The organism is Maribacter sp. UBA3344 (assembly GCF_002362375.1).
Lineage (GTDB): Bacteria > Bacteroidota > Bacteroidia > Flavobacteriales > Flavobacteriaceae > Maribacter > Maribacter dokdonensis.
Genome location: NZ_DERI01000009.1, coordinates 13,461 through 34,076, shown reverse-complemented (window position 1 = coordinate 34,076; position 20,616 = coordinate 13,461). Strand labels below are relative to the sequence as shown.

The window sequence follows — 20,616 nt, the reverse complement described above, 5'->3', positions numbered from 1 at the left end:
TTTATTCTAGTTTTAGAAAATTACATTTCCAAAGCTTTCTTAACGTTATTGTCCATCAATATTTCTTCCGGATTTTCTATTGCTTCTTTGATTGCCACCAAGAACCCTACAGATTCTTTACCATCAATAATACGGTGATCATATGACAATGCAACATACATAATTGGTGCAATAGCAATAGCCCCGTCACGTGCAATTGGTCTTTCAACTATATTATGCATACCCAAAATAGCACTTTGCGGTGGGTTGATAATAGGCGTAGATAACATAGAACCAAATACACCACCATTAGTAATAGTAAATGTTCCACCAGTCATCTCATCAACGGTAATTTCACCTTCACGAGCTCTAATAGCCAATCTTTTCACTTCTGCCTCTACCCCTCTGAAGGTTAAGTTTTCAGCGTTACGAATAACAGGCACCATTAAACCTTTAGGACCCGATACCGCAATACTGATATCACAGAAGTCATAAGAAATCATTTCCTTACCATCAATCATAGAATTTACGGCAGGATACATTTCCAAGGCTCTCACTACAGCCTTTGTAAAAAATGACATGAAACCTAAACCAACCCCATGTTTGCTTTTGAAATCTTCTTTATACTTATTTCTTAGCTCAAAAATTGCAGACATATCCACTTCATTGAAAGTGGTCAACATTGCTGTTTCATTTTTTGCAGAAACCAATCTTTCGGCAACTTTTCTACGCAACATTGATAGCTTAGACCTAGATTCCCCACGACTACCACCTGTAGGCGACCCCATTGAAGGCACTGCATTTACAGCATCTTCCTTGGTAATTCTGCCATCTCTACCTGAACCGGAAACTGCACTACTATCCACACCTTTTTCATCTAAGATTTTCTTAGCTGCAGGTGATGGCACACCAGAAGCATAAGTTTCTTTAACCTGAGCTGGCTGCGGAGCTTTTTCTGTTTTAGGCTCCTCTTTTTTCTCTTCTTTTGGTGCACTTGCGGTTTTGGCTTCACCATCTGGTTTGGCCGCACCCGTATCAATTAAGCAAACAATGGCACCTACCGCAACAGCATCACCTTCCTCTGCTTTTAAAGTAATTGTACCACTTGCTTCAGCAGGCAATTCTAAAGTAGCTTTATCTGAATCTACTTCTGCAATCGCTTGATCTTTTTCTACATAATCACCATCTTCTACCAACCATTCTGCAATTTCCACCTCTGTGATAGACTCTCCCGGCGATGGGACCTTCATTTCTAGAATCATTCTTTCTATAATTTGATATGTTATTTTATTTTTTTGGTTTGGACATATTGTCCTTCGTTTTATCAAAAACGTAATCTATAACTTGTTGATGACGTGCTTTTGAACGCACAGAACTACCTGCTGCCGGAGCTGCATAAAAACGCCTTGAAGCAACCCTAAAAGTTCTAGCTTCATCAAAATGCATTAATAAATGACTCCATGCACCCATATTTCTAGGTTCTTCTTGAGCCCAAACAATATCGTTTGCATTCTTATATTTTGAAATAGCCTCCTTCATTTTCTTTTCCGGAATAGGGAACAATTGTTCTACCCTTACCAGTGCCACATCATCTCTACTGTTCTCTTCTTTAACAGCTAAAAGATCATAATAGAACTTACCTGTACAAAATACCAATGATTTTACTTTTTTAGCATCCGCAGTCTCATCATCTATGACCTCTTGGAAACCACCACCTGTTAAATCCGCTATTTTAGACACAGCTTTTGGATGTCTCAACAAACTTTTAGGAGTGAAAATGATCAATGGCTTTCTAAAATTAGCCTTCATTTGTCTACGCAAAATATGGAACATTTGCGCTGGTGTAGTTACATCTGCTATGTACATATTATCTTTTGCACACAATTGCAAGTAACGTTCCATTCTAGCGGAAGAGTGTTCTGCACCTTGACCTTCATAACCATGTGGCAAGAGCATTACCAAACCATTTTGAAGTTTCCACTTATCTTCTGCGGCAGAAATATATTGGTCTATCATAATTTGGGCCCCATTACTGAAATCTCCAAACTGAGCTTCCCATATCGTCAATGTTTTAGGGCTGGCCATGGCATAACCATAATCAAAACCTACAACACCGTATTCCGATAAAAGTGAATTATAAATCTGAAACTTTGCTTGCTTATCAGAAAGCTGGTTCAACAAGATTACTTCTTCCTCGCTCTCTTCAACTTTCATTACGGCATGACGGTGAGAGAAAGTACCACGTTCTACATCCTGTCCGGACATACGCACAGCATAACCTTCCTCTAAAAGAGAACCATATGCCAATAATTCACCCATGGCCCAGTCCAAATTATCCGCTTCAAAATACATATTGTAGCGATCTTTGACTAGTTTTTCTACTTTACGTAAAAACTTTTTACCCTTTGGCAAAGCAGTTATCACCTTGGCAATTTTATCTAATTTGGTCTTGGTGAACTTGGTATTCACCGGATCCATCATTTCCCATTCACGAACATTTTCAAAACCTTTCCATTCATCTGCCATGAACGGGGTTATTACAGTTTTATCTTCCTTACGTGAATCTTCAAGTTTTTCCTCTAATGAATCTTTATACTGTTTTTCCAATTCAGAAACATAGGTATCGTCAATAACACCTTCTTGAATTAGTCTTTCAGCATAAATATCCCTTGGGTTCTTATGCTTGGAAATAGCTTTGTATAGTTTTGGCTGGGTAAATCTTGGCTCATCACCTTCATTATGCCCATACTTTCTATACCCTAACAAATCTATAAATACATCGCTCTCAAATTGCATCCTATATTCCAATGCAAAAAGTGATGCGTGTACCACAGCCTCGGCATCATCAGCATTAACATGCAATACTGGACTCAAAGTAACTTTGGCTACATCTGTACAATAGGTAGATGTTCTAGCATCTAGATAGTTAGTGGTAAATCCAATTTGATTGTTTACTACAATATGTATAGTACCTCCGGTTTTATAACCATCAAGACCGGCCATTTGCACAACTTCATATACCAAACCTTGACCTGCTATAGCGGCGTCACCATGTACTACAATAGGAAGCACTTTTGAAATATCATCTTGATAGTCCGCATCTTGCTTTGCCCTTGCAATACCTTCAACCACTGCACCTACAGTCTCTAAGTGAGAAGGATTTGGTGCAATGCTCATGTTAATTTTATTTCCGTTATCAGATTTTCTATCTGAAGTCCAGCCTAGGTGATACTTAACATCGCCATCAAAAATCTCCTGCTCATAATCCTTTCCATCGAATTCACTAAAAATATCTTTAGCGGATTTTCCGAAAATATTGGTGAGAACATTTAATCTTCCACGGTGTGCCATACCCATAACAAACTGCTTTACGCCCATTTCTGCGGCACGCTCAACAATTACATCTAAGGCAGGTATCAATGATTCATTCCCTTCTAAGGAGAATCTTTTCTGACCTACATATTTTGTATGCAAAAAAGTCTCAAAAGAAATGGCATGATTCAACTTTTTAAGAATATGCTTTTTTCTATCCGGCTCAAAATCAGGATGGTTGTCATTGACATTAATCCAGTCTTGAATCCATTTTACGCGCTCTGGTTTTCGAATATACATATACTCAACACCAATAGCATCGCAATAGATACTTTGTAAATGTCTAACAATTTCTTTGAGGGCACTTGGACCTATACCAATTATATCACCTGCATTAAAAACGGTTTCAAGATCAGACGATGAAAGTCCGAAATTTTCTATTTCCAATGAAGGTTCATAATGTCTTCGCTCACGAACCGGGTTTGTTTTCGTAAATAAGTGACCTCTGCTTCTATAACCGTCAATAAGTCTGATTACCTGAAACTCTTTTTGCAAGGATTCTGGCATTTCACTCTTATTACCGTTTACTACAACAGTAGTTCTGTTCTCATCAATTTCAAGTTCATGTAATGAACTTTCCATTCCAAAGTCGAATCCTTGAAAAAAGGCTCTCCAACTTGGTTCTACACTATCCGGATTTACTAAATACTTATCGTATAACTCTGAAAAAAAAGAGGTATGAGCGGTATTCAAAAAGGAATATTTATCCATGAATTACTTTCTGTATCTTTAGAATAAATTTCTAACAAAAATACAACATTTACAATATCTAACGATAGAATGCCAAGTATTATTGAAAAAAATGAAACTTTAAAACAAAATCGCCCTATGAGCTTAAAAAAAATGATATTCATTGGTTTTATCACATTAAATATCACCTTTTCACTGGCCCAAACCACTAGGAACAATTCTGATTTCTGGAATAACGTAAGATTTGGTGGAAGTATTGGATTAGGATTTACAAATAACGGATTCAATGGGTCTATTTCCCCAAGTGCCATTTATCAATTTAATGAGCAATTTGCTTCTGGTGCCAGTTTAAGCTTCAACTATGCCAAATTTGATGAAGACAAATTTCTAGCATACGGCGGGAGTGTTCTTACTCTCTTTAACCCTTTTCCCCAACTTCAAATGTCCGCAGAATTTGAACAGCTTAGGATCAACAGAACAATTGCGACCTCAACTATAGATATTGAAGATAACTACTGGCTACCTGCATTGTTCATAGGTGCGGGTTACAGCACCCGAAACGTTACTATGGGATTGCGATATGATTTACTGTACGACGACAACAAAAGCATATACGGAAATGCACTAATGCCATTTGTACGCGTGTACTTCTAAAAATTACTACCTTACCAATACCAAACCAACCAACATGAATACATTGAAAAACAGGTATCTTTCATTAGATGTCTTTAGAGGCATGGATGTCGCTTTAATGATCATTGTGAATTCCCCCGGAAATGGCGATACCAGTTTTGGCATTTTAAAACATGCGGTTTGGAACGGATTTACGTTAACGGATCTAGTATTTCCTACTTTCTTATTCGTAGTAGGAAACGCTATGAGCTTTAGCATGAAAAAATACCAAAATGTGGCAAGTTCTGAATTCTTAAAAAAGGTTTTTAAACGTTTTGCCATTATTTTCCTATTAGGGTTTTTAATGTATTGGTTCCCATTTTTTGAAAATGGGAGTTTAAAACCAATTGCAGAAACCAGAATTTTTGGTGTACTGCAGCGTATTGCCCTCTGTTACCTATTTGCATCGATCTTATTACATTATTTCAAGACTCAATCTGTTTTGATCTTTAGCGCCATTGCTCTTATTGGTTATCATATTATCCTAATGGTATTCGGAGATTTATCATTAACCGGGAATGCCGTATTAAAACTTGACAAATTCATTATTGGAGCAGACCATATGTACCACGGAAATGGCGGTGTTGCTTTTGACCCAGAAGGATTATTAAGCACATTGCCTGCCATTGTAAATGTTATAGCCGGATTCTTTACTGGTAAATTCATTCAAAAGAACGGTCAGAATTTTGAGACCATTGCCAAATTGATTATGGTTAGCGGACTTCTCATAATAGCAGGATTTGCATGGGACCTCACATTCCCTTTCAATAAAAAACTATGGTCCAGTTCTTTTGTTTTGCTAACCATTGGAATAGATATTTTTATAATCTCCATTCTTATTTACTTATTAGATATGTCCAAACCTGAAAAATGGACTTATTTCTTTGAAGTATTTGGCAGAAATACACTGTTTATCTACCTATTATCTGAACTTTTTATCATCAGTTTGGCAGAAATATCAATGAAGGGCACAACCGCCTACAACTGGATTGCAGATAACATCTTTATACATATAGCAGGTGACTACTTTGGCTCGTTATTCTTTGCTTTATGGATAATGTTCACTTGTTGGTTAGTAGGTTATATCATGGATAAAAAAGGCATTTATATAAAGGTGTAATCTTGATATCATCTTATTGATACCTGTTACGGTACCACACTTTTTTATATTCCCTCTTTAAAATCAAAAAAGTAATTTGATCAGCTACATCTACAGTATCCGTAATTTGAATATGCTCAAACTCCTTTTCAGGAATATCTATGATATACATAAGATTAAGGTATTCTGCGAAATGCTCCATCATTAAGTAATAGACCTTTTCACGAATAAGGGCAATGAAGCTAACGCCATCTATAGTTTTCGTGATTTTCAATGGATTATTGGCAAGAATGAAATCTTTCTCCACTTGTTTAACCAATTTTTCAAAAAGGGAGTCACCTAATGCTATTTGCACCAACTGCCTACTAGTATCAACATTGATTTTCATGCAAAGCTTATTTTCAAGAATTAGCCAAACCTTCTATACCATTATTGTTTATAAACGACCCCTTCTTTCATCACAAAAACTACATCTGTAAGGGTTTCCACATTATTTAAAGGATTTTCATTTACAGCAACAATATCAGCAATATACCCTTCTTTAATTTGTCCTAAATCAGCCTCGCCTAAAAGCATAGCATTGGTTATTGTAGCTGAACGTAATGTCTCAATAACGGGCATACCCGCCTTGTTCATATAAACAAATTCCTTAGCATTATCACCATGGGGAGACACCCCTGAATCTGTACCAAAGGCTATACTTACCCCTTTCTTATAAGCTTTTGCAAAAGTTTCATTGAGTTTAGGTCCTATTTCCAAGGCTTTCTTAGCCACTACCGGCGGCAAATAGTTAGGTATTTTGGCTAACCTAGCAGCCTCTTGACCGGCAGAAATGGTAGGCACCATAAAAGTATTATGCTTGATCATAAGATCCATAGTTTCCTCAGACATTAATGTACCATGTTCAATAGTTTTAATTCCGCCTAAAATAGCTCTTTGCATACCTTCATCACCATGTGCATGTGCAGCGGTCAACATACCATAATCTTTTGCAGTATCTGTAATCGCTTTTATTTCTTCAATAGTAAATTGTGGGTTTTGACCACTTTTAGCTACACTTAAAACACCCCCAGTTGCGGTAATCTTAATAACATCTGCACCATCTTTATATCGTTGACGAACTGCTTTTCTGCCATCCTCTGGAGAATTGACCACCCCTTCTTTTGGCCCTGGATCACCCATTAATTCTTGACTTCTTCCGTTGGTAGGATCCGCATGACCACCTGTAGAAGCAAGAGATTTTCCGGCGGTGAAAATTCTTGGACCAACTATTGTTCCTTTATTAATTGCTTTCTTGAGGGCAATATTTACACCAGAACCACCTAAATCCCTAACTGTTGTAAAACCGGCCATTAAAGTCCGTTTAGCATACACTGTAGATTGAAATGCCACATCAGCTTCGTTCAAGGTAAATGCTTCTAAATATCTAGATGGGCTAGATTCGCTTTCTATATGCACATGCATATCTATAAAACCCGGTAATATGGTCTTGGATTTTAAATCTACCACCATATCCGTATCATTACCCGATACATAACCATTTTTAATCTCCTTGATCTTATTACGCGATACTATAATTGTCTTTTGAGATAAAATTTTACCAGATTCAACGTCAACAATTTTACCGCATTGTAAGTAAGTGTCCTGTGCATTAGCCAGACCTATAACAAACAGGAATAATACAAATAGAGAATTTTTCATAAGAGGTGGTATTTAAATTAAATAAGGGGAAATATAACCATATTTCCCCTTATTTATATTGATAGTATCAAAAAATCAATCCCTAATTTTCTGCTCCCAGATCCAAGCGTAATTCATTGCCTCTTCTAAAGTATATTCAGCTTTCCAACCTAACACTTTATTTGCCTTGGTAGTATCTGCATATGCTGTTGTAATATCTCCAGGTCTTCTATCTACAATTTTATAATTTAACTTTTTACCTGAAACCTTTTCAAAACTCTTAATAGCCTCTAAAACCGAGCTACCTTTACCCGTACCAACATTAAATACTTCGTAGTTAGATGCATTGTCACCATTAAGCAAGCGCTCTAAAGCTACCACATGTGCCTTGGCTAAGTCCACCACGTAAATATAATCTCTAATACATGTGCCATCAGGCGTAGGGTAATCGTCTCCAAAAACAGATAACTCTTTTCTAAGTCCAATACCTGTTTGAGTAATGAACGGCACCAAATTTTGTGGAACCCCTTTTGGCAATTCTCCAATTTTCGCACTTGGATGCGCTCCCATAGGATTAAAATATCGTAAGGCAATAGCATTAAGACCAGGAGTAACTTTACAGGTATCTGCAATAATTTCCTCACCCATTTGTTTGGTATTGCCATATGGAGATTCTGCCACCTTGACCGGTGCATCTTCGGTAATTGGCATTTTATCTGCCTGTCCGTATACCGTACAAGAAGAACTAAAAATAAAACTTGCCTTATTCTTTTTACAAAGCTCCTTTAATATGTATACCAAAGTACCAATGTTGTTTTCATAATACAATAATGGTTTCTCAACACTCTCTCCCACCGCCTTAGATGCGGCAAAGTGTATAACTCCAGTAACATCTTGGTATTTTTGAAAAAAGTCCTCGACTTTTTGTTTTTCCTTAAGATCCAGTTTTTCATAAAGTGGCTTTTTACCGGTAATGGCCTCAATACCCTCTAGCACACTTTCATCAGAGTTAGAACAATCATCAATTATGACCACTTCAAACCCTTTATTCTGTAATTCTACTACAGTATGTGAGCCAATAAAACCTAAACCTCCTGTTACTAATACTTTCATCTATTATATTATTTGAACGTTGCCAAATTAAAAAAACTTTGCACTACCCATTAACAAACCCGATAACCAACTGCGTAATATAGTTAATCTGTTCTTCATCCAATTCCGTATGCATTGGTAGAGAAATTACTTCTTTCACCAATTGATTGGTCACAGGAAAATCTGCCTCATTATACCTATCATCCAAATATGCCTTTTGTTTATGCAACGGGATAGGATAATATACACCAAAAGGAACTTCATTCTTTGCTAAAAATTGTCCCAGCTCATCTCTTTTGCCATTTGTTATTCTCAACGTATATTGATGAAACACGTGACAATCGCACACATCGCAAATTCCCTCACAATTATTCACGGTCACAGGGGTTATGATATGCTCTTGACCCTCAAACGCTTTGGAATATGCTCTTGCCGCATTTCTTCTTGCTTCGCAATAGCTATCTAATTTTGGCAATTTTGCCCTAAGTACCGCAGCCTGTATAGAATCTAGTCTAGAATTTACCCCAACCACATCATGATGGTAACGCTCATACATACCATGGTTAACAATACCACGAAGTGTATGTGCCAATTCATCATCATTAGTAAAAATAGCGCCGCCATCACCATAGCAGCCCAAATTTTTAGAAGGAAAAAAAGAAGTGGCACCAACATGCCCAATACTTCCGGCCATCTGCTTAGCACCATCCTTAGCATAATACCTGGCACCTATTGCCTGTGCATTATCTTCGATAACAAATAAATCATGCTTTTTTGCCAAATCTAGAATTGCATCCATATTAGCACATTGCCCAAAAAGATGTACCGGCACTATAGCCTTTGTCTTAGGGGTAATCGCCTTTTCGATCGCTTCAATGTTAATATTAAAAGTATCTGGATATACATCTACCAAAACCGGCGTAAGTTGTAACAATGCAATTACCTCAACCGTAGCGGCAAAGGTAAAGTCGGCAGTAATCACCTCATCCCCAGGTTTTAGACCCAACCCCATCATTGCAATTTGCAAAGCGTCTGTACCATTTGCACAGGGAATAACATGCTTTACCTGTAAATACTCCTCCAGTTCCTTTTGAAATGCATGAACTTCTGGACCATTGATAAATGCTGATGTCTCTAATATCTGAGAAATTGAGTTATTTACCTGTTCTTTAATTTCTTGGTATTGACCACCTAGGTCTACCATTTGTATCTTTTTCATCTGTTGTAATTACATGAAGTGCAACAAAAATACGAAACGGGCAACACTAATTTTATGGAAAGAAACGTAATTTAGCCCAAAAGCATCAGTTTGTATATTCTTTATAACTTCATAGCGGTAATTGCTTCTGTAATTTTAAAAGGCTTGGCATTGGTAAACACTAAGCTTTACCTTTTTGTAAATGGTAGAAAAAATTCGCTTTCCATAATTGAAAAGTCCATTTCTAAAGAAGATAAAGTAATTTGGATCCATGCCGCCTCTTTAGGTGAATTTGAGCAAGGGTTACCAGTATTGGAGCAATTAAAATTATCATATCCACATTACAAAACCCTACTTACTTTTTTCTCTCCTTCAGGGTACGAAGTAAAGAAAAACAGCAAAGTTGCCGATGTAATATGTTATCTACCGTTAGACACCAAAAACAATGTAAAATCATTTATAAAAATGGCACACCCAGATATTGCCATTTTCATCAAATATGAAATATGGCCTAATTACTTAGCCGCCCTTAAAAATTTGAACACCCCCACTTTTTTAATATCCGCCTTATTTAAAAAGAAACAATCCTATTTCAAGTGGTACGGTCATTTTATGCGTAAAGCTTTAAAAAGTTTCACTCATATTTTTGTTCAGAATTCCATGTCTTCAGACTTACTAAAATCTATTGGTCTAAAAAATGTGACCGTTGCAGGAGATACTCGTTTTGATAGGGTACTTGAAATAACAAAACGCAAAAACGACCTGGAATTTATGAAATTATTCAAAGATGAACAGTTCTGTTTTGTAGCAGGTAGTACTTGGCCTGAGGATGAAAGACTACTAATTGATTATATCAACCAAAGTAAATATGCTATTAAATATGTGATCGCGCCGCACACTATGAAAGCTGATCATATAAAAAATATAGTTTCATCTATTGATAAATCTGTTATATGCTATTCAGATTTAAATGAAAAGGTAGTATTAAATGATTACGATGTTATAATTATCGATTCCATTGGGTTATTAACCAAAATATACAGTTATGCAGACATTGCATATGTTGGCGGTGGTTTCGCTACAGGATTACACAATACATTAGAGCCTGCAGTTTTTGAGATACCCGTAATTATTGGGGAAAAATACGAAGGTTTTGCAGAAGCGGAAGAACTAGTAACATTAGGTGGTATTATTTCTGTAAATAGCTTTTTAGAATTAAATAAGCAAGTAGACGAATTCTTCAACGACAACGATAAACGGGAATTAACCGGACAAATCAATTCTAAATACATCAAAGAAAAGGCTGGGGCAACACCATGTATACTGAATGAATTAAATTCAGTTTTAGCGACAAAAAATTGAAGTATTCACACCAACCAAACTTATAAACTACCGAATATTTAGCTCAAAAATTCGACTACCATAGACTCAATTTGGGTGCATTCCTCTGATTATATGATACGTTAATCGATTTTACATCACTATATTACAGCACTTTACACTTCTAATACTTATATTAAGAACAGAACAATATAAGTATGATTATGGAACAAGAACTAACTTCTGGAGTAAAAATGCTCAACGGATTTCTCAAATTAATGATTACATGTTTAATTCTAATTCTTCTAGCAGTACCACTTGCAGGTATAGCAGATTGGTTAGGACTGATCAAATAATTACAATTAACATTTACATCAAAGCTTTTAAAAGTTGACTTCAAAACATTACTGATAGTTCAACATCGATGAAACACCAATTTTACGGTTAAAATGCATCTGTCAAGAACTATCAACCACAAATAAGTAAGGTTTTACGTTGTTTTTGTAAGTTTTTACAACAATTACTAGGTAAAAGTTGCTCATTTCAACTAACTTTAGTAGAGTAACTTTAAAGTAGGTAATGTTATGAACAATTTATCATTTAAAACAGGGGTAGAAACTTATCTATCCGTACTTATTATAGCAATGAATGCTTTTTTGGCTGTTGTTGCGGTAGGTGCAATATTAACCCTTTTAGGGATTGTCTAATCTTTTAAATTAAAGCTTATTGCAAAAAATTACATTATAAAAGCCCCTTTTAAAGGGGCTTTTTTATATTTATCCGTCATTAGAGAAAAGCTTCTTCCAACTACATTTACTTTATAATGCTTTTCATAAAATCCTCTTTATAGGCTCTACCAATAGGCACCCTCACATTCCTTTCCAATACCACATGATTTCCAATCACTTTTTTAATCTTGCTCATATTTACGATGTAAGATTTATGTACTCTTAAAAACTTAAGGCTATTTAGGTGCTCTTGCCAGTATTTCAAGGTTTCTTGAGACAGATATTTGTGTTTTACCAAATGAATCTCTGTATAGTCCGCATCGGATCTAATATGACTTATGTTCCTCACTTCAATCTTAACATGTTCATAGCCAGATTTTACAAAAATCACATCAGGTAAAACATTATCATTTTGAACCGTTCCATCCATTAAAAAATTTTCTTTGGTTGGCACTTTATGGACCGCTTGTACAAATCGCTTAAATGAAAACGGTTTTAAAAGGTAGTCTACCACCCCATACTCATAACTTTCCAAGGCATAATCTGAAAATGCCGTGGTCAATATTACGCTAGGTTTTTGCTTTAAAACATTCAAAAATTCAATTCCTGAAATCTTAGGTAAATGAATATCTAGAAAAATAAGGTCTACATGCTCCGTTTTTAGATACTCCATTGCCAAAATTGCATCGGCAAACGTAGCCTTTAACTGCAAGTTGCCAATATCTGAAATATACTTCTTAAGCACTCTTTGCGCTGGCGGTTGATCTTCTATTATAATACACTGCATCATAAGCTTGCCTGTATCAATTGTAATTTTAAATGTACATAATAAATATGCTGTTCCTTTTGAATATGCAATTTATGCGCGTTTGGGTATAGTAATTCGAGTCTTTTCTTCACATTTTGCAAACCTATACCATTTGAAATACTTTGGGTATTAGATAGTTTTAAGAATGAATTTCTACACTCAAAATTTAAAACTCCCTTCTCATCCAATGACACATTTACATCTATAAAAATACCATGAGACTGACTTGCCGTACTATGTTTAAAAGCGTTCTCTATAAAAACAGATAGAATTAAAGGGGCAATTAGATAGCCGCTCTTTATATTTTCGGTTTTAAAGTTAACACTACCTCGTTCCTCTATCTGCATTTCATTTAATTGCGTAAAGTTCTTTAAATGTTCCATTTCTTTGGGTAAGGCTACATACTTTTCCTTACAATCATAAAGCATATATCTTAGCACTGCAGACAATTCAAGAATAATAGAAGGCGTTTTTGAGGATTCTTCTATGGCATAAGAGTAAAGGTTATTTAAATTGTTGAATAAAAAATGTGGATTGATCTGTGACTTTAAAAACAACAACTCACTTTCCTTAACGGAAGTACGTAACTCTTCTACCTCCAATTGTTTTTTAGAGGCATCCCAAGCAAATTTGAACCCTACTAAAATTAATATTACCGGCATTACATCTAACAGACTATAGACCACTCCCGGAAAATACACTGCACGTGTATTGGGATAAAAAATTTGCTCTAGAACCAACTCTTCAAAAGATATAATAGCACTAATTAGAAGAATCAGAAAAAGAAAAAACTGCAAATATCTTTTCCTATAGTAATATTTGGGCAATAATAGGTAATTGATCACAAAGGCACCTATGGCGTAGTTTAAAAAAGCCAACACTTTAAAACCTTCAATTTCAGGTTCATTTCTATCGAACGTAAAAAAAAGAAAGACCACAATATGCAGTAGCACCTGAAAGATAATTTCTTTGGTTGTGCTATTATTAAATTTAGAATTTATGGTCATTATTTAAAAATACTACATAATTGGATTACGCTATTTATTAAGGCTGTCATCGACATTATTTTACTGGTAAACGCCACGACAAAAAGAAATGTCGTTTGCACTACTACAAACGTCGTTTGCAGAATTTAAGAATAAAACAAAATTAGTTATGTGCACTTTTACGGTTCAACTTATCAACCTTTAACATGTACAAACCAATTTACTACTCATTTATAATATTAGTTTCAATGCTTTTTAGCCAAACAGCATTGGCACAAAATACAATTACGATCACTGGTAAAATTATAGAGACCAATAATGGCGAACCTATAGAATTTGCCACAGTTTTGGTAGGCGATCCAATTAACCAAAAGCCAATTGTTGGCACAACTACCCTACAGGATGGCAGTTTTGTTCTTGAAACTACGGCTTCTGATTTTTATATTGAAGTCAGTTTTATAGGGTTTACCACCCAAAGATTTGACAATCCTACTATTACCAATAACAAAATTGAATTAGGCTCTGTTTCCATTTCAGAAGATTCACAACAATTAGATGAAGTTGTTGTAGAAGGCGAAATTAGCCAAACCGTATTTAAACTGGACAAACGTGTTTTTAATGTTGGGGCAGACTTAAGCAGTACCGGCGCTAGTGCATTAGAGGTTTTAAACAACGTACCATCTGTTAACGTTAATATAGAAGGAGCCGTAAGCTTACGTGGAAGTCAAGGTGTACAAATGTTGATCAACGGTAAACCTTCCGTAATTGCTAATGAGCAAGGGAACGCATTGGGAACCTTAACCGCAGATATGATAGAACGCATTGAGGTAATTACGAACCCATCTGCAAAATATGATGCAGAAGGCACATCGGGCATTATAAACATCGTCTTAAAAAAAGAGGAGCAAAAAGGACTTAACGGTGCCGTTACCCTCAATACAGGTGTACCCAACAACCACAGTTTGGGCCTAAGTCTTAACAGACGAACAGAAAAATTCAACTTATTCAGTCAAGTTGGTTTTGGTCGTAGAACTTTTCCAAGTGATGAGGAAACTGAAAACAGAAATTTAGAAGATGGTACCTACATTAGCAGTTTTGGAGAAAATGACAAAAACGAGACGTTTTTCAATCTCATCTTAGGAACCGATTATCATATAAACGAACTAAACATCATTACCCTTTCAGGAAATTTTGCCTATGAATGGGAGAAAGAAAATGCAGATGCCATTTTTAGCACATTTGATGCAAGCAACTCGTTGACCGATGCTTTTAGAAGACAAGAATTAACCGAAGCAACCAATCCAAAATACTCGTATGAACTTCAATACAAAAAAGACTTTGAAGGTAATGAAGAACAATCTCTACTATTAAGCGCTACCGGAAATCTGTTTGCGAAAGACCAGACCAGTAATTTCACGAATACTACAACTTTTGGTAATGAAGATGACATGCTTCAAAAAAGTAGAACAGATTTTAGCCAGGCAGAATATACGTTCAAAGCAGATTATACACATCCTTGGTCAGAAAAATTTACATTGGAAACCGGTGCACAATATCAAATTAATGATGTAGAAAACGATTTTGCCATAAGTAATTATGACGGTACAAACTTTATAGAAGACCCAAACCTGACCAATATTTTTGAGTGGACCCAAAAGGTATTGGGCATTTATGGCACTACAGCTTACGAAGGCGATAAATGGGGCCTTAAAGTAGGGCTTCGCTTTGAAGATACCGATGTTGCCACACTATTGAGAAACACCAACGTTGCCAATGACAACAAGTATAACAACTTATTTCCTAGTGGGCACACTTCTTATAAGATCAATGATGACCTTTCATTACAAGCAGGGTATTCTAAACGTATATTTAGACCACGACTATGGGATCTGAATCCGTTTTTCAATATTAGGAATAACTTTAGTATCAGTACCGGTAATGCTGATTTACAAGCTGAATTCACGGACAGTTTTGAGGTAACCAGTATCTATAAGATTGGTAAAATGTCTATGAACCTGGGCGTGTTTTACAGACATACTGAAGATGTTGTGGAACGGATCGTAGAATTTGAGGACAATGTAAGTATATCCAGACCAGAAAATGTGGGCACAAGCAACACTACTGGTATTGAATTCAATGCTAAATACATACCTGCAAACTGGGTGTCGTTTACAAATGATTTTAATTATAGCCACTTTGCCCGTGAAGGGGATTTTGAAGGAAGCTCATTTGATTTTACTGGAGATCAATGGTCTACGCGACTTACAGGTAAGTTTAAATTACCTGCAGATATTGACATTGAACTTATAGGTAATTACCGATCAAATTATAGAACCTTGCAACAAGAAGTATCTGAAAATTTATTTATGGATTTTGGGGCAAGAAAAAAGATTTTAAAAGGTAAAGCTATTGTAAACTTGAGCGTACGTGATGTATTTGCGTCGCGTATAAGTGAAAGTATAACCACACAACCTACCTACTACCTAAGAGATTATAGTAAGCGCGGAAGATTTATTACATTGGGTATAAGTTTTGGTTTCGGTAAAGGAGAGGCTATGGAGTTTTCTGGACAAAAACATTTTTAAGTTAAAACATATAAAACACATGTTCAGCTATTTTTAAATAATCTAAATACATACTACTGAACTACAGCTATTTAAATTGCTTCTAAACGTATGTGAATGTAAATTTATTAGGAACTTAAAATAGAAGATTATGTCGATAAGATTTGGAAATAGTTGTGTTAATTGTGATAATTTGGTTGAAGGCAACACGTGTAAAGTACATGGCGTAAAAGTAGGAAATAGTTATACGTGTGATAGTTTTGAAATGAAAGCAGCCTTAAAAGATGAGACTAATTGTGTAACCTGTGTAAAGTTTGAATCTAGCGATTGCGCTAACCCACAAAAAGCAGCTCCAGGTATGTCATGCAGTCACTGGGCACCACAGAATGCCACAGCATAGATAAAAATACAAGCTTAAAACAAAAGGACCGGTTGTTCCGGTCCTTTTTATTTCACTTTACTTCTACCCCTTTCCAAAAAGCGATATACCCTTTAATACCTTTTGCCAATTCTGATACTTCTGGATAATACCATGCGGCATCTTTGTTGACATCACCATCAACCTCTATATCATAGTAAGATGCTACTCCTTTCCAGGGGCAACTTGTATGTGTATCCGTAGTTTTAAAATATTCTTTTTTAATTGTTGAAGGTGGAAAGTAATGGTTGCCTTCAACCTGTACCATAGAATCACTTTCTGCAATTACCGTATTATTCCATATAGCCTTTACCATATTATTTTAGTTTATTTTATTTAAGTTTTGTTATTATAACCGATGTTGCGGACAAGGTTTTATGTACAGGACATTTATCTGCAATTTCCATTAACCTATTCTTTTGACTATCGTCTAAATCACCGAACAATTCTATACTTCGTTTAAAAGTATCGATCTTTTTAATAGTCGAAGTATTTTGAGAATCAGGAGCATGTTCTTTACCGTGATCAACATGTACTATAACCTTTTGTAAGTCCCACTTTTTTCTTGAAGCATACATTCTCAACGTCATGGCCGTACAAGCACCTAATCCTGAAGAAACATAATCATAAGGGGACGGACCAAAGTCATTACCGCCAAAATCCTTTGGCTCATCTGCGATCAACAAATGATTACCAGCCACTATTTCAGAGGTGAAACCCTCATTACCAATACTTACTGCCACCTGGTGAGATGTTTTTAAAGGTGTACCTTTAGGAATATCCAAATACCGCTCTGCCCAACCTGCAATAACATTACCTACATAGGTAGAATCTACACTATCCATCAAAAGATGATCGGCCTTATCAATAGAAATAAAGCTCTTTGGATGATGAGCATATTGGTACAATTCTTTTGCATTTTCAATATTTACAATGGTATCTTGAGGAGAATGCAGCACCAAATACGGTTTTCTTAAATTCTTTAGGACCTCTTTCATGGGTTTAGATTCAATATCATCTATAAAATCCTTTTTAATGGTAAAATCGCGTCCTCCGATATTCACTTTTGCCTTACCTGTTGCATTTATTTCATCTACATTGGACTTAAATAAATGTTGTACATGAGCTGGTGAAGACGGCGCCCCAATTGTAGAAACTGCAGCAACAGAATCTAATTCAGACGCAGCAAATATTACGGCAGCACCAGCTAAAGAATGACCAATTAATAAAGATGGAGCTTTATAATGCTGTTCTAAATATTTCGCAGCCTCAATAAGATCGGACACATTAGAGGAGAAGTTGGTCTCTTCAAATTCCCCTTCGCTCTCTCCAAGTCCGGTGAAATCAAATCTTAGCACGGCAAGACCTTTACTCACCAATGCCCTTGATATATTACGAACCGCAGAAAAGTTCTTATTACAAGTAAAACAATGCGCAAAAATAGCATAGCTATGAGGTTCTTGGTTATCAGGTCTTTCTAGTCGTGCCGCTAATTTTTTTCCTTGAGAATTAATAAAAGATACTTTTTCAAAACCCATAACTATTGTTTTAATTACAATTCAACCAATATTAAAGTATTAGAGGTGAATTCAACCAAAAACTTACAACACCTACTATACTTCTAAACCATATGATCTACACAAACCTACTCATAGTTATTATGAACCAACAGTTTATTTGGTACAGGTAATCACCCATAAATGCTGATTTGAAGCATTTTTCATACCCTTTACAGGCTCAATAATTTCTCTTACATCACTTATACCATAATCACTAAATTCCTTGTGAATAGAAGCGATGTCATGAAAATATAATTCAATATGATGTTTGGATAAATAATGGTTTTTGGAAATCTTGGTTCCTTTACCAAATTGATGATCATTAGTAGACAACGTAACAAAAACCATAGAACCACCTATATTAAGCTGGTTATAACAATTTCTAATTAAGTTACTTCTTTGTACACTATTTAAAAGGTGCAATAACGAGTAGCAAAAAATACCATCATACAACTTTTGATCAAATGGCATATCGGTTACATTACCATTATAAATTTTGAATTTATCAGGTACCAAATTAGATGCAATAGCTATAGCTGTAGCCGAAATTTCTATTCCTGTAACATTCATTGCCATAGCAATAAAGGGCAAGGCATTTCTACCATAGCCACAGCCGGGCATTAAAATTTCATCGTAGCCTTTAACCTTAAAACTATTGGCTACCATAACCGCGGCATCGGCTGGTTCCTTTCCCCACATGACAGTGTTTCTCTTAAAACTAAGCTCCCAAAAATCATCCATAACAATCAGTTTATAAGGCATACTTTATTACAGAAAAATGACTTTGTTCACCACTAACCTTAATTATGATCTCACACATATTTTATTGAACGTTAGCAATAGCCTGTAATAGCAATTATTTAAATTGCTCATTGGCCAAATCTGCATTGACCTTGGCACCGGTAAAGTTTCCGGTATTAACTGCGTTTGCAACTGACCTTAACATATTTGAATTATCTCCACAGGCATAAACACCTTTTATAGAAGTTTCTTGAAAAGGGGTAACATCAATATACCCGTCATCAGTAAAGGTACACCCTAGTTCTTGAGGTAATTGTGAATGCTGTTCAAATGGTAACGATGCGTATAGAGCTTCAAAAGAATGTTTTTCTCCATTGCTAAAACCTATACTTGTTAAATTACCCAAATCATGTTCAATTGAAGTAATATCAGCAACTATGAACTTAACTTGATTATTCTTTAATATTTGAATTTCATCTTCTTTTAAATCGGTCATATTTTTTATGATCAATGTTAGGTTACCAGTAAGATTCTTGATCAATGGAGCCAAATGTAAAGCTCTAGGTATACTGGCGTAAATAGCCGTTTTTTTACCTTTATTTTCAAAACCATGGCAATAAGGACAATGAATGATAGAGATACCCCAACAATCAGAAAAACCCGGTATATCTGGCATAATATCTTTTATACCGCTACTAAATATCAATTTATGGGCATTGAAAACTGTACCAGATAACGTCGTAATATTAAAACCTGATTCAGTTTTTTTGGCATTAAGGGCAAAATCTTCAATGAACTCCACGGTATCATAGTTAAGCACTTGATCTTTTGCTAGTTCATTAATACGGCTCGGCTCTACACCGTCTTGTGTAATAAAATTATGTGAGTGTGGTGTTTGCCTATTGCAGGGCTTACCACCATCAATAATTAATACGTTTCTCAATGACCTACCTAAGGACATTGCAGCTGATAAACCTGCATAACTACCTCCAATAATAATAACATCAAAAATTTTACTATCTACCATATAAGTGTATTTTGAATATTGATTTAAAACAAAACATTTTCATTAATGCGATTATGTCGCTTTAACACAATGCAAATGTAATGAAATTTTAGTATATTGCAACATAGTCGCATTAAAACTATGAAGAGAAGAAAAACACCATCTAAAACCGAAATTTTGCAAGTACTTAAATCTTCGGGGAACGCCTTGAGTCATGATATGATACAAGCCAATATTGAATCTGATATTGATAGAGCTACCATTTATAGAGTTCTAAACAGATTCTGTGAAGACGGTAAAGTACACAAAATTGTTGGCGACGATGGTAAACAATACTTTGCCCTATGTTCCAATTGTGGAGAAGAAAAGCAGCTACATTCTCACAACCACATGCATTTTAGATGTTTAGAATGCGGAAAAGTGGAATGTTTAGAACGAGATATATCTGTACCATTGCCGGATGGTTATGTGGCAAAAGTCCACAATCTAATTATATCCGGTTTTTGCAATAATTGCTCACAACTATAATCTCTTGTTGTAAAAACCTGATAGAATTCAACTGATGAAGTATCAGAAAGAAAACATTCAAAGTATCCATAAAAAAAGCCTCTCAGTTTCCTGAAAGGCTTTCGTTGTACAGGCGGAGAGACTCGAACTCTCACACCTCGCGGCACTAGATCCTAAGTTCAGCTTTTAAGCATATC

20 protein-coding genes are annotated in these 20,616 nt (G+C 35.6%); 8 read left to right on the top strand and 12 right to left on the bottom strand.

The genetic code is table 11. The features are described 5' to 3' along the window. Positions 1-20: 20 nt before the first annotated feature. Both odhB and B2Z27_RS05220 read right to left on the bottom strand, forming a co-directional pair. Entirely contained in the window at positions 21-1,241 is a 1,221-nt protein-coding gene (odhB, locus tag B2Z27_RS05225) for a 2-oxoglutarate dehydrogenase complex dihydrolipoyllysine-residue succinyltransferase (RefSeq protein WP_286812836.1), read from the bottom strand. 25 nt (positions 1,242-1,266) lie between these two features. Beyond that, on the bottom strand, positions 1,267-4,062 hold the full coding sequence (locus B2Z27_RS05220; protein ID WP_286812835.1) for a 2-oxoglutarate dehydrogenase E1 component: 2,796 nt from the start codon (positions 4,060-4,062) through the stop codon (positions 1,267-1,269). 117 nt (positions 4,063-4,179) lie between these two features. On the opposite strand from B2Z27_RS05220, the gene B2Z27_RS05215 reads away from it, so the two are divergent. Both B2Z27_RS05215 and B2Z27_RS05210 read left to right on the top strand, forming a co-directional pair. After that, a complete protein-coding gene (locus tag B2Z27_RS05215; protein WP_286812834.1) occupies positions 4,180-4,695 on the top strand; it encodes an alpha-ketoglutarate decarboxylase in 516 nt (171 codons plus the stop codon). A gap of 34 nt (positions 4,696-4,729) precedes the next feature. Then, positions 4,730-5,833 (top strand): acyltransferase family protein, encoded by a 1,104-nt coding sequence (locus tag B2Z27_RS05210; protein ID WP_286812833.1) that lies wholly within the window; start codon positions 4,730-4,732, stop codon positions 5,831-5,833. 13 nt (positions 5,834-5,846) lie between these two features. Here the strand turns inward: B2Z27_RS05210 and B2Z27_RS05205 are convergent, their stop codons facing one another. From B2Z27_RS05205 to B2Z27_RS05190, 4 genes are all read right to left on the bottom strand, one after another. Further along, on the bottom strand, positions 5,847-6,200 hold the full coding sequence (locus tag B2Z27_RS05205; protein ID WP_099189858.1) for a hypothetical protein: 354 nt from the start codon (positions 6,198-6,200) through the stop codon (positions 5,847-5,849). Between the two features lie 41 nt (positions 6,201-6,241). Next, positions 6,242-7,513: a metal-dependent hydrolase family protein gene (locus B2Z27_RS05200; RefSeq protein WP_286812832.1), complete on the bottom strand. Its 1,272-nt coding sequence runs from the start codon at positions 7,511-7,513 to the stop codon at positions 6,242-6,244. A gap of 75 nt (positions 7,514-7,588) precedes the next feature. After that, the gene (gene galE / locus B2Z27_RS05195; protein ID WP_210707566.1) at positions 7,589-8,605 is read right to left on the bottom strand and encodes a UDP-glucose 4-epimerase GalE; all 1,017 of its coding nucleotides are present in this window, start codon (positions 8,603-8,605) and stop codon (positions 7,589-7,591) included. 43 nt (positions 8,606-8,648) lie between these two features. Next, positions 8,649-9,803, bottom strand: a complete 1,155-nt coding sequence (locus B2Z27_RS05190; RefSeq protein WP_286812831.1) for a DegT/DnrJ/EryC1/StrS family aminotransferase — start codon at positions 9,801-9,803, stop codon at positions 8,649-8,651. Between the two features lie 90 nt (positions 9,804-9,893). Here B2Z27_RS05190 and B2Z27_RS05185 point away from each other — a divergent pair, with 90 nt between their 5' ends. The 3 genes from B2Z27_RS05185 to B2Z27_RS05175 all read left to right on the top strand — a co-directional run bounded on the left by B2Z27_RS05185 (position 9,894) and on the right by B2Z27_RS05175 (position 11,809). Next, positions 9,894-11,144 carry a 3-deoxy-D-manno-octulosonic acid transferase gene (locus B2Z27_RS05185; protein ID WP_286812830.1) on the top strand — a complete coding sequence of 417 codons (1,251 nt, stop codon included), beginning with the start codon at positions 9,894-9,896 and terminating at the stop codon, positions 11,142-11,144. Between the two features lie 182 nt (positions 11,145-11,326). Next, on the top strand, positions 11,327-11,458 hold the full coding sequence (locus B2Z27_RS05180) for a hypothetical protein (protein WP_257786203.1): 132 nt from the start codon (positions 11,327-11,329) through the stop codon (positions 11,456-11,458). 228 nt (positions 11,459-11,686) lie between these two features. After that, entirely contained in the window at positions 11,687-11,809 is a 123-nt protein-coding gene (locus B2Z27_RS05175; RefSeq protein ID WP_257786202.1) for a hypothetical protein, read from the top strand. Positions 11,810-11,915: 106 nt separating this feature from the next. Here the strand turns inward: B2Z27_RS05175 and B2Z27_RS05170 are convergent, their stop codons facing one another. Both B2Z27_RS05170 and B2Z27_RS05165 read right to left on the bottom strand, forming a co-directional pair. Then, complete coding sequence (locus B2Z27_RS05170; RefSeq protein ID WP_321826463.1) at positions 11,916-12,620, bottom strand: response regulator transcription factor; 705 nt, start codon at positions 12,618-12,620, stop codon at positions 11,916-11,918. Then, positions 12,617-13,645, bottom strand: a complete 1,029-nt coding sequence (locus B2Z27_RS05165) for a sensor histidine kinase (RefSeq protein ID WP_286812829.1) — start codon at positions 13,643-13,645, stop codon at positions 12,617-12,619. Before B2Z27_RS05165 ends, B2Z27_RS05170 begins: the two co-directional genes overlap by 4 nt. 227 nt (positions 13,646-13,872) lie before the next feature. Here B2Z27_RS05165 and B2Z27_RS05160 point away from each other — a divergent pair, with 227 nt between their 5' ends. Both B2Z27_RS05160 and B2Z27_RS05155 read left to right on the top strand, forming a co-directional pair. Next, on the top strand, positions 13,873-16,209 hold the full coding sequence (locus B2Z27_RS05160) for a TonB-dependent receptor domain-containing protein (RefSeq protein WP_286812828.1): 2,337 nt from the start codon (positions 13,873-13,875) through the stop codon (positions 16,207-16,209). A gap of 130 nt (positions 16,210-16,339) precedes the next feature. Further along, complete coding sequence (locus B2Z27_RS05155; protein ID WP_058103995.1) at positions 16,340-16,588, top strand: hypothetical protein; 249 nt, start codon at positions 16,340-16,342, stop codon at positions 16,586-16,588. A gap of 52 nt (positions 16,589-16,640) precedes the next feature. Here B2Z27_RS05155 and B2Z27_RS05150 read toward each other — a convergent pair whose 3' ends face one another. The 4 genes from B2Z27_RS05150 to B2Z27_RS05135 all read right to left on the bottom strand — a co-directional run bounded on the left by B2Z27_RS05150 (position 16,641) and on the right by B2Z27_RS05135 (position 19,933). Then, on the bottom strand, positions 16,641-16,922 hold the full coding sequence (locus tag B2Z27_RS05150) for a DUF427 domain-containing protein (protein WP_286812827.1): 282 nt from the start codon (positions 16,920-16,922) through the stop codon (positions 16,641-16,643). A 16-nt stretch (positions 16,923-16,938) separates the two neighbouring features. Then, positions 16,939-18,144 carry a bifunctional alpha/beta hydrolase/OsmC family protein gene (locus tag B2Z27_RS05145; RefSeq protein ID WP_286812826.1) on the bottom strand — a complete coding sequence of 402 codons (1,206 nt, stop codon included), beginning with the start codon at positions 18,142-18,144 and terminating at the stop codon, positions 16,939-16,941. 135 nt (positions 18,145-18,279) lie between these two features. Further along, positions 18,280-18,906, bottom strand: a complete 627-nt coding sequence (locus B2Z27_RS05140; RefSeq protein ID WP_091606943.1) for a class I SAM-dependent methyltransferase — start codon at positions 18,904-18,906, stop codon at positions 18,280-18,282. A 115-nt stretch (positions 18,907-19,021) separates the two neighbouring features. Further along, the gene (locus B2Z27_RS05135) at positions 19,022-19,933 is read right to left on the bottom strand and encodes an NAD(P)/FAD-dependent oxidoreductase (protein ID WP_286812825.1); all 912 of its coding nucleotides are present in this window, start codon (positions 19,931-19,933) and stop codon (positions 19,022-19,024) included. 120 nt (positions 19,934-20,053) lie between these two features. On the opposite strand from B2Z27_RS05135, the gene B2Z27_RS05130 reads away from it, so the two are divergent. Then, positions 20,054-20,440: a Fur family transcriptional regulator gene (locus tag B2Z27_RS05130; protein WP_215996628.1), complete on the top strand. Its 387-nt coding sequence runs from the start codon at positions 20,054-20,056 to the stop codon at positions 20,438-20,440. The last annotated feature ends 176 nt before the right edge of the window (positions 20,441-20,616 follow it).